The organism is Arthrobacter pasteuri, assembly GCF_054510955.1.
In genome coordinates this window covers 745,110-757,765 of sequence record NZ_JBTNDO010000001.1, presented here as the reverse complement: position 1 = coordinate 757,765, position 12,656 = coordinate 745,110, and the positions used below count along the sequence as shown (strand labels likewise).

The window sequence follows — 12,656 nt, the reverse complement described above, 5'->3', positions numbered from 1 at the left end:
CTGGCCGTCCTCTTCTTCGGACCGCCGCGACACTGCAGGTTCCATCAGCAGCAGCACCGCCTCCGGTGTAGCCTCCGACCTTATCTTTGTGCGTGCGGACTTCTCCTCCCGCCCATCGACATCCTCAGGCTTCCAGCACACCCGGCCTGCCGGATCGTCTCCGGCTCGGCTGAACCCCGCCTGCTTTGACCTGCGGCACGGGGCAAACCACCGCGGACCACCGATCAGGTGGCCGCCCGACGAGGGGGAAGGATCCTTCGTGACTGACACCACTGACCTGTTACCAGGTGTGGCAACCCAAGACGCTGAAGCAACCGGCGCAACAACTTCCAAGAGCAGCGGCCTTGCGGGCCTGAAGCTCGCACAGCTCCAGGCCCTGGCCGGCCAGCTCGGGATCACCGGCGGATCGAGGATGCGCAAGAGCGACCTCGTGTCCGCGATCTCCGACCACCAGCGCGGTTCCGCCGTCGCCGACCGCCCCAAGGTCGCCGCGGTCCGCACCGAGCGCAGCGCCGACGCGGAGCGTCCCGCAGCTGAGGCCCCGGCCGAGGCCGCCGGCGGCCGTGCTTCCGACGAGCAGTCCGCTCCGGCCGAGCGCCAGCCGCGCACCCGGAACCGTAACCGCCGGGCCGGCAGCGACGGTGTCGTGTCCGCGCCCGCCGCCGACGCCGGCGACCAGGCCGAAGCCCCCGTCGGCGATACCGCTCCTTCGCGCGATGCCGCGGACTCCGCCGACGGCGAGCAGCAGGACCGCGGCGAGCGCGACAATGACCGCGACAACGGGGGCCGCAACCAGCGCAACCGCCGCAGCCGCCGCGGCGAGGACCGTTCCGACGTGCAGGCCGGCCAGAACGGCCAGCAGAACGACGCCCAGAACGGGCAGCAGGGTGACGCCCAGGGCGATGCCCCGGCCGACCAGGGCGAAGGCCGCGGCGACCGCAACGAGCGCCGCAGCCGCTCACGCAACGGACGCGACGAGGACCGCTCGAACGGCAACGCGAACGGCAACTCGAACGGCAACGCGAACGGCGAGAGCCAGAACGACGCCGGGCGCAACGGCAGCGAGCGCAGCGACAACCGCGGAAACGGTGCGAACGATGACGAGGGCCGCGGACGCAACCGCCGCAACCGCGCGAACCGCAACGGCTCCGCCCCCACCGAGGACCGCAACAGCCGGTTCCGGGACCGCAACGAGCGCAACGACCGCCGCCGCGGCCGCAACCAGCCCGACGTCGACGACGTCGAGGTCACCGAGGACGACGTCCTGCTGCCCGTCGCGGGCATCCTCGACGTCCTCGAGAACTACGCTTTCGTCCGCACCTCCGGCTACCTGCCGGGCCCGAACGACGTCTACGTGTCGCTCGCGCAGGTCAAGAAGCACAACCTGCGCAAGGGCGACGCCGTCGTCGGTGCGATCCGGGCACCCCGCGAGGGCGAGACCCAGGCCAGCGCACGCCAGAAGTTCAACGCGCTCGTCCGCGTCACCTCGGTGAACGGCAAGCCCGCCGAGGATTTGAAGGACCGCGTCGAGTTCGCGAAGCTCGTGCCCCTCTACCCCTCGGACCGCCTGCGCCTCGAGACCGACCCCAAGAAGATCGGTCCCCGCGTGATCGACCTCGTGGCTCCGATCGGCAAGGGCCAGCGCGGCCTGATCGTCTCGCCGCCGAAGGCCGGCAAGACGCTCATCCTGCAGTCGATCGCCAACGCCATCACGATCAACAATCCTGAGGTCCACCTCATGATGGTCCTGGTGGACGAGCGTCCCGAGGAAGTCACCGACATGCAGCGGACCGTGAAGGGTGAGGTCATCGCCTCGACCTTCGACCGTCCGGCCGACGACCACACCACGGTCGCGGAGCTCTCCATCGAGCGCGCCAAGCGCCTCGTGGAGATGGGCATGGACGTCGTCGTGCTGCTCGATTCGATGACGCGTCTCGGCCGTGCGTACAACCTCGCCGCTCCGGCGTCGGGCCGCATCCTCTCGGGCGGTGTCGACTCGGCTGCTCTCTACCCGCCGAAGCGCTTCTTCGGTGCTGCGCGCAACATCGAGAACGGTGGCTCGCTCACCATCCTCGCCACCGCACTGGTGGAGACCGGATCCAAGATGGACGAGGTCATCTTCGAGGAGTTCAAGGGCACCGGCAACATGGAGCTCCGCCTGTCGCGCAACCTCGCCGACAAGCGCATCTTCCCCGCCGTCGACGTCAACGCCTCGGGCACGCGCCGCGAGGAGAACCTGCTCTCGCCCGACGAGGTCAAGATCATGTGGAAGCTGCGCCGTGTGCTGTCGGGTCTGGAGACCCAGCAGGCGCTGGAGCTGCTCACCAACAAGATCCGGGAGACGCAGTCCAACGTCGAGTTCCTGATGCAGGTCCAGAAGACCACCCTGGGCTCCAAGGATTCCGACTAGTCCCTCCGGAACCGCCCGGAACGCGGCCCCGAAGCACGGACCTCCCGCAGGCGCAGAGCCTGCGGGGGTTCGGGCCCGGTGGCCGGTTCCAGGGCGGTTTTCTGGTTAAGACCGGCCGGGAACAGCATCCGGCGCCGAGATGACACAGATGACCGGCTTCCGCGAGGGATTCCGGTCATGTCTGCCGTCTCGTCCTTCGTAGACTGGCTGTAACAGCCGAAAGAGGTACACCCGATGTTTGAGTCCATCCAGGGACTGCTCGACGAACACTCCGAGCTGCAGGATCAGCTCGCCGACCCCGCGGTGCACGCCGACCAGGCGCTGGCCCGGAAGCTCGGCCGCCGGTACGCGGAGCTCGGCCGCATCGTCGATGCGCACAACCGCTGGAGCGCGCTGAACGACGACCTCGAGGCGGCCCGCGAGATGGCGTCCGAGGACCCCGAGTTCGCCGCCGAGGTGCCCGTGCTCGAGGAGCAACTCGCCACCGCGCAGGAGCGCCTGCGCCGGCTCCTGATCCCGAGGGATCCCAACGACGGCCGCAACGTCATCATCGAGGTCAAGGGCGGCGAGGGTGGCGACGAGGCCGCGCTGTTCGCCGGCGACCTGCTCCGCATGTACGCGCGCTACGCCGAGTCGCGTGGCTGGAAGACCGAGCTCATCTCGGCCAACGAGTCCGACCTGGGCGGCTACAAGGACGTCCAGATGGCCATCAAGGGGTCCTCGAACGATCCCGCCGAGGGCGTCTACGCCCGGCTCAAGTTCGAGGGCGGCGTGCACCGTGTGCAGCGCGTGCCCGTCACCGAGTCGCAGGGCCGTATCCACACCTCGGCCGCGGGTGTCCTCGTCCTGCCCGAGGTCGACGAGCCGGAGGAGGTCGAGATCAGCCAGAACGACCTGAAGATCGACGTCTACCGGTCCTCTGGCCCCGGCGGGCAGTCGGTGAACACGACCGACTCCGCCGTGCGCATCACCCACCTCCCCACCGGGATCGTCGTCGCGATGCAGAACGAGAAGTCGCAGCTGCAGAACCGTGAAGCCGCCATGCGCGTCCTCCGGTCCCGCATCCTCGCGCACGAGCAGGAGAAGATCGACGCCGCGAACTCCGACATTCGGAAGTCGCAGATCCGCACCATGGACCGCTCGGAGCGCATCCGTACCTACAACTACCCCGAGAACCGGATCGCCGACCACCGGACGGGCTATAAGGCCTACAACCTCGACGCGGTCATGAACGGCGAACTCGAGCCCGTGGTGCAGTCCGCGATCGAGATGGACGAGCAGGCCCGCCTGGACGCCATCGGCACGGAAGAGTAGGCGTGGAGGAGGCCCTGCGGGCGGCAGAGCGGCAGCTCCGGGAGGCGGGTGTTCCCAGTCCCCGCGTCGACGCGGAACTCCTGGCCGCCCACCTGCTGGGTGTCTCCCGCGGCAGGCTCCGGGCCCTTGCCCTGACCGGTGCGGCGGTACCCGACGGCTTCGACGCACTCGTCGACGAGCGGGCCCGGCGCGTTCCGCTGCAGCACCTCACGGGTACGGCCCATTTCCGGCGCATCGACCTGGCGGTCGGCCCCGGGGTCTTCGTGCCGCGGCCCGAGACCGAGACCGTCGCGCAGCTCGTGATCGACCATGCGGCAGGCCTCGAGGCCCCGAAGATCGTGGACCTGGGCACCGGGTCGGGCGCGATCGCCGCGGCCGTCGCCGACGAGGTGCCCGGCGCCAGCGTCCATGCCGTGGAACTCAGCGACCTCGCACTGGCCTGGGCTGCGCCCAACCTGGAGCGGTTCGGGGTGCACCTGACCCGCGGTGACCTCGCGACGGCCCTCCCCGCGCACAACGGATCGTTCGACATCGTCGTGTCCAACCCGCCGTACATCCCCGCGGACGCCGTCCCCAACGAGCCCGAGGTGGCCGAGCACGATCCGCAGATGGCGCTCTACGGCGGGGGAGCGGACGGGATGGAGCTGCCCCGGGCCGCTGCCTCCTCCGCGGCGCGCCTCCTCCGCCCGGGCGGCTACTTCGTCATGGAGCATGCGGAGGTGCAGGCGCCCTGGGTGGCCGCGTTCCTCCGGCAGTCGGGTCTGTGGAGCACGATCCGCACGCATCAGGACCTCAACGGTCGGGACCGCGCGACGAGCGCCGTGCTCGGCTCCGACAGCGTGTCGCTGGACACGACCGGAAAGGAAAGCCGATGACCGGATCCGCCATGGACGCCGGAGAAATGGACGCCGGAGAAATGGGCACCGGAGAAATGAACACTGGAGGAGCGGCCGACACCGGGGCCGACAGGGGCGCCGGCATGTCGGGTGATACCGTCGCGGTCGCGGCCGTCACCTACGACCGGCACGAGGAGCTCGCCCAGCTCCTGCGGTCCCTCGCGGCGCAGAGCGCGCCGATCGCGACCGTGGCCCTGGTCGACTCGGGCACGAAGCCCGCGACAGCCGTCGTCGACGCCGCGGCCGGGAGTATCCACTACCTCCGTTCGGAAGCCAACCTCGGCGGTGCCGGCGGCTTCGCCTTCGCCATCCTGGCGGCGATCGCGAGCGGCGCCCGATGGATCTGGCTCATGGACGACGACGGCCACCCCGAGGACGAGCGCTGCCTCGCCGAACTGCTCCGCGCGGCGCACGAGCACGACCTCGATATCGTGAGCCCCCTCGTCGCCGCGACCTCGGATCCCACGCGCCTGTCCTTCAACTTCCGGATCAACGGTCTCCTCACGAACGACCGGGCGAAGCTGGAGCCGATGGGCTACCTGCCCGGCATGGTGCACTTCTTCAACGGTGCGCTGGTCCGGGCCGACGTGTTCGCGAAGATCGGACTGCCCGACATGAAGTTCTTCATCCGCGGCGACGAGGTGGACTTCCTGGCACGCGTGCGGAAGGCGGGCCTGACGTACGGGACGCTGGCGACGGTGGCCGTCCGCCACCCGGCGACCTGGTCGGAGATGAAGCCGATCTTCGGCGGCTTCATCACGCCGGTCATCCCCGAGGGCGACTTCAAGCGGTTCTCCTATTTCCGCAACCGGGCCTACCTGGCCCGCAAGTACCGTAACCTCCGGTGGTTCGGCGCGGACGTCATCGGCTTCCCCTACTGGTTCGTCACGCAGCGTGACATCAAGGGACTGCGGGCCTGGTTCGCCGCCTATTCGGCGGGCCTCCGGGGGACGGGCTTCGGTCCGCCGCCGTCGTCCTGACCGGGAAGGCCGCGCCGCCTCCCGAGGTGCGGAGCGCCGCGCACGAATGGAAAGATGGGTTCGTGACCACCAGCTACGACTGCTCCGATCCCGTCCAACGCAGAGAGGGGCTGACGGCTGCCCAGCGGGCGGTGTCGCTCAAGCAGTGCATCGTCCTGCCCACCGACACCGTCTACGGGATCGGTGCCGACGCGTTCTCCCCGCAGGCCGTCGCCACCCTCCTCGCCTCCAAGGGCCGTGGCCGGAACATGCCCCCGCCCGTCCTCATCCCCCGGATCCAGACGCTGGACGGACTCGCGACGGACATCCACCCGGACGCACGGAGGCTCGCCGAGGCGTTCTGGCCCGGGGGCCTGACGCTGATCTGCCATGCCCAGCCATCCCTCACCTGGGACCTCGGCGACACGATGGGAACCGTGGCACTCCGCATGCCGGACGACGCCGTCGCGCTCGAGCTGCTCACCATCACCGGTCCGCTGGCCGTGTCGTCCGCGAACCGGACCGGTCAGCCCGCTGCGACCACGGCAGCCGACGCGGCCGCGCAGCTCGCCGAATCCGTAGCCGTCTACCTCGACGCCGGACCGCGGACGGCCGCCGACGGTTCGGGGTCGACCATCGTCGACGCGACGGGCGAGGTCCTGCGCGTCGTCCGCCAGGGGACCCTCCCGCTGGAGCGGCTCCGGGAGGTCATCCCGGACGTCGTCGGTATCGACGGTCGCGGCGGGAATGCCGCGACGGACGCCGGGACCGACGCCGGGAATGACGTAGGCCAGGCGCCCTCCGGCCGCTGACGCGCGTCAGGTGCGGGGGGCGTCCTGCGGTCCCGCGTGCGGACCCGGGTCCTCCCGGGACCCCTCGGCACCCGGTCCGGTAGGCCCGTCCGGTCCGGTCCGATCCTGCTGTGCCCCGGCAAGGACGTCGCGCGCCCGCGCTTCCGGGACGATATGCTGAGCCGCAGCCCATCCCGGCACCTGGTCCTGGCCGAACCACATCAGCTCGACGCGGCGGACAGAACCATCCAGGCGTCCGCGCAGCACGGACGACACTGCGTACCCGCTCCCGACCGCGAGCCGGCAGAGCGCTGCAGGCAGCACCCGGGGTCGCCCCCCGGCGGCTTCGAGGACGGTACGGACGGTGAGCCCCTCCCAGGGCTGGAGCACCCTGGGCGGTACCGGTCCCTCGTGCCGGCCGACGGAGAGGACCAGGTCGGCGAGGGCCTCGACGGACGTGACGGGGGACCGGGCGCTGCCGGGAGCGGCCACCGAGGCGAGGGGGGAGCGGGCGAGCCGCGCCAGCGCCGCCGTCGTCGGCCTGCCCCGCCCCTGCACGGACGTGGCACGGATGGTGACCACCGACAGGTCGGGGAGACCGGCCGCCACCAGGGCGAGTGCCTGTTCCCCGAGGGCCTTGCTGCGTGAATAGGCGGAGAAGGGGCGGACGGTGTCCGTCTCGTCGAGCATCGGCGTCCTGCCCTGCACGGCAGCACTGCTGAGGTGGAGGAAGCGCCGGACTCCCGCGGCTGCTGCGGCACGGGCGACGACGGCGGGCAGCAGGGCGTTCGCGCCCAGCAGGTCCGCTCCGCCGGACGCGGAGGGAGTGGCGAGACCGGCCGCGTTGACCACGACCTCGTGGCCCTGCAGCATCGCCTCCAGCTCCGCGGTGTCGATGCGTGCCGCGGCCTCGCTGACGGCATCCGCGGTGCCCGCCGTCGCCGTGAGGCGCGGCGCTGCAGCGGCGACGGCTTCGATCCCGGAGGAGCGGAGCGCGCGGAGCACCGCGGACCCGACGAAACCGGAACCGCCAAGGACCAGCCAGCTCATGCAGCGGACCCGATCGAGCCGGACGCGCCGGGCAGGGAGAGCGGCGGCTCGGGCGTCCAGTCCGGGTCGCGCAGGATGACTCGCGAGGCCCGCCAGCCGCGCCAGAGGGAGGACGCTCCGGAGAGGGATCGCTCGACGGCGACCAGCCGCAGGAGCTCCTTCGCCGCGGTCAGGACGGTCCCGGCGCCGAATCCGGCGCGGTGATAGCGGCCATGGAGCCGGAGATAGCGCGCGAGGTAGCCGCGATTGCGCATGCCGCAGAACCGTGACAGGTCGCTCGAGTCGTTCAGGTGCCGGACCCCGAGGTCCACCTGGCGCTGCGCGCGGTTCTTCCGCAGGACGAAGGCGTCGACATACGCCACCGGGTACCGCTGCGCGATGAGCCAGCCGTAGGTGAGGTCGTCGCCGTTGAGGAAGAACCGCGCGTCGGGCAGCCCGATCTCACGCACCACGGAGGCGGCCACCAGCATGCCCTCGAAACAGCCCACGTTCGTATGGAAGACCGGTGACTGCGCGAAGACGTCCCCGCGGACGGGCAGGTGGACGCCGAGGAACTCGTTGAGGGTGTGCTGCCAGAAGAACGGCCGTCCCTCGGTGTCGTACCGGCGGCCGTGGATGCAGGAATAGCGGTGCATCCAGGGCTCGAAGGACGCGAGGGCGTCGGGCAGGACGACGACGTCGTCGTCCATCAGCCACAGCCAGTCGGCACCCTCGTCGAGGGCGCGGGCCACGCCGGCGGCGAATCCACCCGCGCCTCCGAGGTTCCGGGCCGGTCGGTGCACGAGGACCGGAACCGACAGGTCGACCTCCGCGAGGAGCTGCGCGGTGCCGTCGATGCTCGCGTTGTCGACGACGACGACTCCGGACGGTGCCGGGTCGAGGGCAGCGACGGAGTCGAGGAGATCCGCGAGATGTGCGGCCCGGTTGAAGGTGGTGATCACGATGAACACGCGCGGAGTGCCGGCGTCGGGGACGTGCAACGTGTTCCTTCCGGGCCGCGCCAGGGCTGTGCCAACAGGCCCGGCACAGGCGGTGCAGTTAGTATTCTCGGGTAATAGCAGTCTATTACACCGTGTTCCACCCCCGGCCGGACCGGCCCTGCCCTCCCGGTGCCGGGCCCCGGCGGCCGCACCTCGGGGGAACGCGGTGGTGGTCTGCATGACACTGTTAGGAATCATGGGACTCAACGAAGGCCGGGCTTCCACCCGGACACCAGGCTCTGCCGGAACTCCCTCCGGGGACAAGCCGGCGATCTGGCTGTGGTCGCAGTACCTGCTCGATGCGGCGGCCTGGATCGTGGCCATCGTCCTCGCGCTGATCCTGCGCTACGAGCTGCTGGTGAAGGAGATCAACGTCGCCGGCATCGCGACCTTCTGCGCGGTGGCCGTCGTCGCGCAACTGGTGGTGGGCCTCAGCTTCGCCCTGTACCGGGGAAGATACAGCTTCGGCAGCTTCCACGAGGCGAAACTGCTGGTGATCGTCGCCGTCCTCGTCGCCGTGATCCTGGTGCTCGTCAGCGTCGCGTTCTTCACCGTCATCGAGGTCCCGCGAAGCATCGGCGTCATCGCCTTCCCCTTCGCGTGCATGTTCCTCGCGGCGACGCGCTACCTCAAGCGCATGTACGTGGAGAGCAAGGCCAAACCGGGAGAGGACGCGCAGCGCACACTGATCTACGGTGCCGGTTTCCTCGGCAACTCCCTCGTGGTCCGCATGATGCAGGATCCCGAGTCCCCCTATTTCCCCGTCGGCCTGATCGACGACGACCCCGCCAAGAAGCATCTCCGGCTGTCCACCGTGCCCGTCCTCGGCAGGATTGACGACCTGCGGGAGGTCGCAGTCCGGACGCAGGCATCGGCCCTGGTCATCGCCTTTGCCGACGTCGAGGCGTCCCAGGTGCGCCGGGTCTCGGACCTGGTGGAGGGACTCGGCATCAAGGTGCTGGTCCTGCCGCCCCTGCGCGACATGCTCGGCGCGGCGGGTGCCGGCATCGCGGACTTCCGTGAGGTCGCGGTGGAGGACCTCATCGGGCGGCGCCCCGTCGACATCCACCCCGACGAGGTGGCCGGCTACATCACCGGCAAGCGCGTGCTCGTGACCGGTGCCGGCGGCTCGATCGGATCCGAGCTGTGCCGCCAGCTGTCCGGCTTCGCGCCGGCCGAGCTCATCATGCTGGACCGCGACGAGACCGGGCTCCAGTCGACGCAGATCTCCCTCACAGGCCGCGGCCTGCTGACCGGCCGCGACACCGTCCTGGCCGACATCCGTGACGCGGACGCGCTCCTGAACATCTTCGAGGACCGCAGGCCGCAGGTCGTCTTCCACGCCGCAGCGCTCAAGCACGTATCGCTGCTCGAGCAGTATCCGGAGGAGGCCTGGAAGACGAACGTCCAGGGCTCCCTCAACGTCCTTCGGGCATCCGCAGCCGTCGGCGTCACCAACTTCGTCAACATCTCGACGGACAAGGCGGCCGATCCCACGAGCGTCCTGGGCCATTCCAAGCGCGTCGCGGAGAAGCTCACGTCCTGGCATGCGGAGCGGACGGGTCAGAAGTACGTGTCCGTACGCTTCGGGAACGTCATCGGGAGCCGTGGCTCGATGCTCCCGCTCTTCACCGAGCAGATCCGCACGGGCGGCCCGATCACGGTCACCGATCCCGAGGTCACGCGGTTCTTCATGACCATCCCGGAGGCCTGCCAGCTCGTGGTCCAGGCCGGGGCGATCGGCAGGGGAGGGGAGGTGCTCATCCTCGACATGGGCGAGCCCGTCCGGATCCTCGACGTCGCCCAGCGCATGATCGCGATGTCCGGCAAGGACATCGACATCGTCTTCACGGGTCTGCGGCCGGGCGAGAAGATGCACGAGGACCTGATCGGCGTCGGGGAGAACGATTCCCGGCCCCTGCACCCCAAGATCTCGCACACCTCCGTGGCGCCGCTCGATCCGCAGCAACTCAGCCTCGCGGAGTGGAAGGACGAGGGCGGATTCGGGGACGGCCGCCGCAGCATCGCCCCGTCCGACGGATCCCCGGGGGGTCCCTCCGACGGTTCGCCCGAGGGTTCCATCGGGCCGGGGGCCGTCCGGCACGACGGACAGGGCGCGACGGCGGCGCACCCGACGACCCCGCACCCGACGCCCTCGCACCCGACGCCCTTGCGGGCGGGCGGAGGACACTCGTGACGGCGCTCCTGGCAGTCGTCGGCGCCGTCGCGCTGGGGCTGTCGCTCGCGCTGCCCACCGTCGTGAAGCCCCTGCTGAAGCGGCTGGGCGTCATCGACATACCGAACCACCGCTCCTCGCACAGCACCGTCGTGATCCGCGGGATGGGGGTGGCGGTAGCGGTGGCGATCCTCGTCGCCCTGGTGCTCTCGCTCGCGACCGGCCTCGTCGCCGTCGACCGGTCGCTGATCCTGGTCATCATCTGCATGGTGGGGGCATCGGCCGTTCTCGGGTGGATGGAGGACTTCCGCGGCCTGCCGATCCGGGTCCGCGCCTCCGCGCAGCTCCTGATCGGTGCCGTCGGTACCGCGGCGCTCGCCACCACCATCGACGAGAGCAGCTACTGGTGGGTGCCCATCGGCGCGATCGCCGTCGCCACCTACATCAACGCCGCCAACTTCATGGACGGGATCAACGGCATCTCGGGCATGCACGGCCTCGTCGTCGGGCTCTTCTACTCCTACGCCGGCGTGCTGAGCGACCAACTGTGGCTGACGGTCGCGGGGCTCGTGGTCGCCGCGGCGTTCGCCGGGTTCCTGCCCTGGAACCTCGGCCGGGGATTCGTCTTCCTCGGGGACGTCGGCAGCTACCTCCTGGGGGCGTCCGTCGCCGCGATCGCCGTGACCGGCCTGCTGGCGGGTGTCTACCTCGAATACCTGCTCTCGCCCGTGCTGATCTACCTCGCGGACACGTTCACCACCTTCGTCCGCCGGGCCCGCCGCGGTGAGCGCCTCTACACCGCCCACCGGCAGCATGTGTACCAGCGGCTCACCGACACCGGCCTCAGCCACGTGCAGGTGTCACTCCTCGTCAGCATCCTGTCCGCTCTGACGGGGGCGGCCGGCTTCGTGCTCGCCACTGCAGCGGCGCCACTGGCGGTCTCCGCCTCGCTCTTCGCCGCCGCCGTCGTCGCCCTGTACCTCTACTCTCCGCGGATCTTCCGCGCGCTCGCCCGTCGCCGTACGGCTGCCACGCCCTGACAGCTCCGGGAGTGCCGTCCGCCGTGCGGTAGAATTTCAGGCGCCGGTGCGGCGTGTTCTCCATGCGCATCCGCACCACCCTCCCGACGCCGTCGGCGGAGGGCCAGCAGGGCGCCGGACGGCGCAGCCGACAGAGCGGACCAGCACGTGCCACGACCGGAGCACCCGGCGAACGGAGCCCAGCCCCTCGTGGCCGCGGCGGAGGCCACGGCGTCCCCCTGGCTGCGCATCCTCGCGAGGAGCGCCGCTGCAGGCGGGGCGATCGCCCTGGTGCTCGCGGTCGCCGCGACCCTCGCGACCTCCTCCGCAGCCGGTGCAAGCGTGCTGTTCGGTGCGGCGCTGGTGGTCGCCTTCTTCGGCATAAGTCTCCTGATCGGGCATTTCACCGGCAGGACCAATCCCTCCGGGGCGCTCGGGCTCTTCGCCGTCACCTACGCGATCAAGGTCGTCGGATTCGCCGCCGTCCTGTTCCTCCTCGGGACGCCGGGCTGGCTCGACCGCACCTGGTTCTTCACCGGAGCACTCGCGACCGTCGTCGCCTGGCAGGTGGCGGAGGTCTTCGCGTTCTCCCGCCTGAGGACACCCCTGTACGACGACGCGGCGCCGGACGCGCCGGCGGGCGCAGCGCCGTCTGCCGATCCCACGGAAGGACGCTGACGTGGCCCGCATCACGCCCGACCCGGACGAGGGTCCCGGAACGCCGCCCCAGGACGTGGACGCGCGCTATTCCAACGGCGGGTACAACGCCGGCATCGCCGTCTTCAGCTACATGATTGGCGGGATCGCGGTGTGGAGTTTGATAGGCTGGGGGCTGGATAATCTCCTCGACATGCGCTGGTTGGTGCTGGCGGGAGCGTTCTTAGGTGCAGCAGGGGGTTTCTACCTCTCCCACATGCACAACCTCACCCGGAACCACACCCCGAAGCCGCGAGGCGGGCGGACCGTGCCCGGGACCGAGGCTGAACGCGAGTGAATCCCCATAACTTAAAGAGTCGGACCAGTCACGCTGCGGCCGAACAGATCTTGCCCAACGATGGACA

11 protein-coding genes are annotated in these 12,656 nt (G+C 70.2%); 9 read left to right on the top strand and 2 right to left on the bottom strand.

Going from position 1 to position 12,656, the window contains the following annotated elements:
• The first annotated feature begins 259 nt into the window (after positions 1-259).
• The 5 genes from rho (at position 260) to ACX80H_RS03575 (ending at position 6,391) form a co-directional block, all read left to right on the top strand.
• Entirely contained in the window at positions 260-2,410 is a 2,151-nt protein-coding gene (gene rho / locus ACX80H_RS03595; protein ID WP_459311082.1) for a transcription termination factor Rho, read from the top strand.
• 234 nt (positions 2,411-2,644) lie between these two features.
• Positions 2,645-3,724 (top strand): peptide chain release factor 1, encoded by a 1,080-nt coding sequence (prfA, locus tag ACX80H_RS03590; protein ID WP_459311080.1) that lies wholly within the window; start codon positions 2,645-2,647, stop codon positions 3,722-3,724.
• A gap of 2 nt (positions 3,725-3,726) precedes the next feature.
• Positions 3,727-4,599: a peptide chain release factor N(5)-glutamine methyltransferase gene (gene prmC / locus ACX80H_RS03585; RefSeq protein ID WP_459311078.1), complete on the top strand. Its 873-nt coding sequence runs from the start codon at positions 3,727-3,729 to the stop codon at positions 4,597-4,599.
• Positions 4,596-5,600, top strand: a complete 1,005-nt coding sequence (locus ACX80H_RS03580) for a glycosyltransferase (protein WP_459311076.1) — start codon at positions 4,596-4,598, stop codon at positions 5,598-5,600. The genes prmC and ACX80H_RS03580 overlap by 4 nt, the downstream gene beginning before the upstream one ends.
• A gap of 62 nt (positions 5,601-5,662) precedes the next feature.
• Positions 5,663-6,391: an L-threonylcarbamoyladenylate synthase gene (locus tag ACX80H_RS03575; protein ID WP_459311074.1), complete on the top strand. Its 729-nt coding sequence runs from the start codon at positions 5,663-5,665 to the stop codon at positions 6,389-6,391.
• 6 nt (positions 6,392-6,397) lie between these two features.
• Here the strand turns inward: ACX80H_RS03575 and ACX80H_RS03570 are convergent, their stop codons facing one another.
• Both ACX80H_RS03570 and ACX80H_RS03565 read right to left on the bottom strand, forming a co-directional pair.
• Complete coding sequence (locus tag ACX80H_RS03570; RefSeq protein WP_459311072.1) at positions 6,398-7,420, bottom strand: NAD-dependent epimerase/dehydratase family protein; 1,023 nt, start codon at positions 7,418-7,420, stop codon at positions 6,398-6,400.
• Positions 7,417-8,400, bottom strand: coding sequence for a glycosyltransferase (locus tag ACX80H_RS03565; protein WP_459311070.1), 984 nt, complete (start codon positions 8,398-8,400; stop codon positions 7,417-7,419). The genes ACX80H_RS03570 and ACX80H_RS03565 overlap by 4 nt, the downstream gene beginning before the upstream one ends.
• Positions 8,401-8,578: 178 nt before the next feature.
• Between ACX80H_RS03565 and ACX80H_RS03560 the strand changes: the two genes are divergently transcribed.
• The 4 genes from ACX80H_RS03560 (at position 8,579) to ACX80H_RS03545 (ending at position 12,589) form a co-directional block, all read left to right on the top strand.
• Complete coding sequence (locus tag ACX80H_RS03560) at positions 8,579-10,597, top strand: polysaccharide biosynthesis protein (protein WP_459311068.1); 2,019 nt, start codon at positions 8,579-8,581, stop codon at positions 10,595-10,597.
• Positions 10,594-11,616 carry an MraY family glycosyltransferase gene (locus tag ACX80H_RS03555; protein WP_459311067.1) on the top strand — a complete coding sequence of 341 codons (1,023 nt, stop codon included), beginning with the start codon at positions 10,594-10,596 and terminating at the stop codon, positions 11,614-11,616. The genes ACX80H_RS03560 and ACX80H_RS03555 overlap by 4 nt, the downstream gene beginning before the upstream one ends.
• A gap of 147 nt (positions 11,617-11,763) precedes the next feature.
• Positions 11,764-12,273 carry a Cg1360 family ATP-synthase-associated protein gene (locus ACX80H_RS03550; protein ID WP_459311065.1) on the top strand — a complete coding sequence of 170 codons (510 nt, stop codon included), beginning with the start codon at positions 11,764-11,766 and terminating at the stop codon, positions 12,271-12,273.
• 10 nt (positions 12,274-12,283) lie between these two features.
• Positions 12,284-12,589 (top strand): hypothetical protein, encoded by a 306-nt coding sequence (locus ACX80H_RS03545; RefSeq protein ID WP_459313357.1) that lies wholly within the window; start codon positions 12,284-12,286, stop codon positions 12,587-12,589.
• The last annotated feature ends 67 nt before the right edge of the window (positions 12,590-12,656 follow it).

Bases quoted from the DNA above. Each gene is read 5' to 3' on its own strand.
- prfA (WP_459311080.1), top strand. From the start codon at position 2,645: ATGTTTGAGTCCATCCAGGGACTGCTCGACGAACACTCCGAGCTGCAG.
- ACX80H_RS03580 (WP_459311076.1), top strand. From the start codon at position 4,596: ATGACCGGATCCGCCATGGACGCCGGAGAAATGGACGCCGGAGAAATG.
- ACX80H_RS03570 (WP_459311072.1), bottom strand. From the start codon at position 7,420: ATGAGCTGGCTGGTCCTTGGCGGTTCCGGTTTCGTCGGGTCCGCGGTG.
- ACX80H_RS03560 (WP_459311068.1), top strand. From the start codon at position 8,579: ATGACACTGTTAGGAATCATGGGACTCAACGAAGGCCGGGCTTCCACC.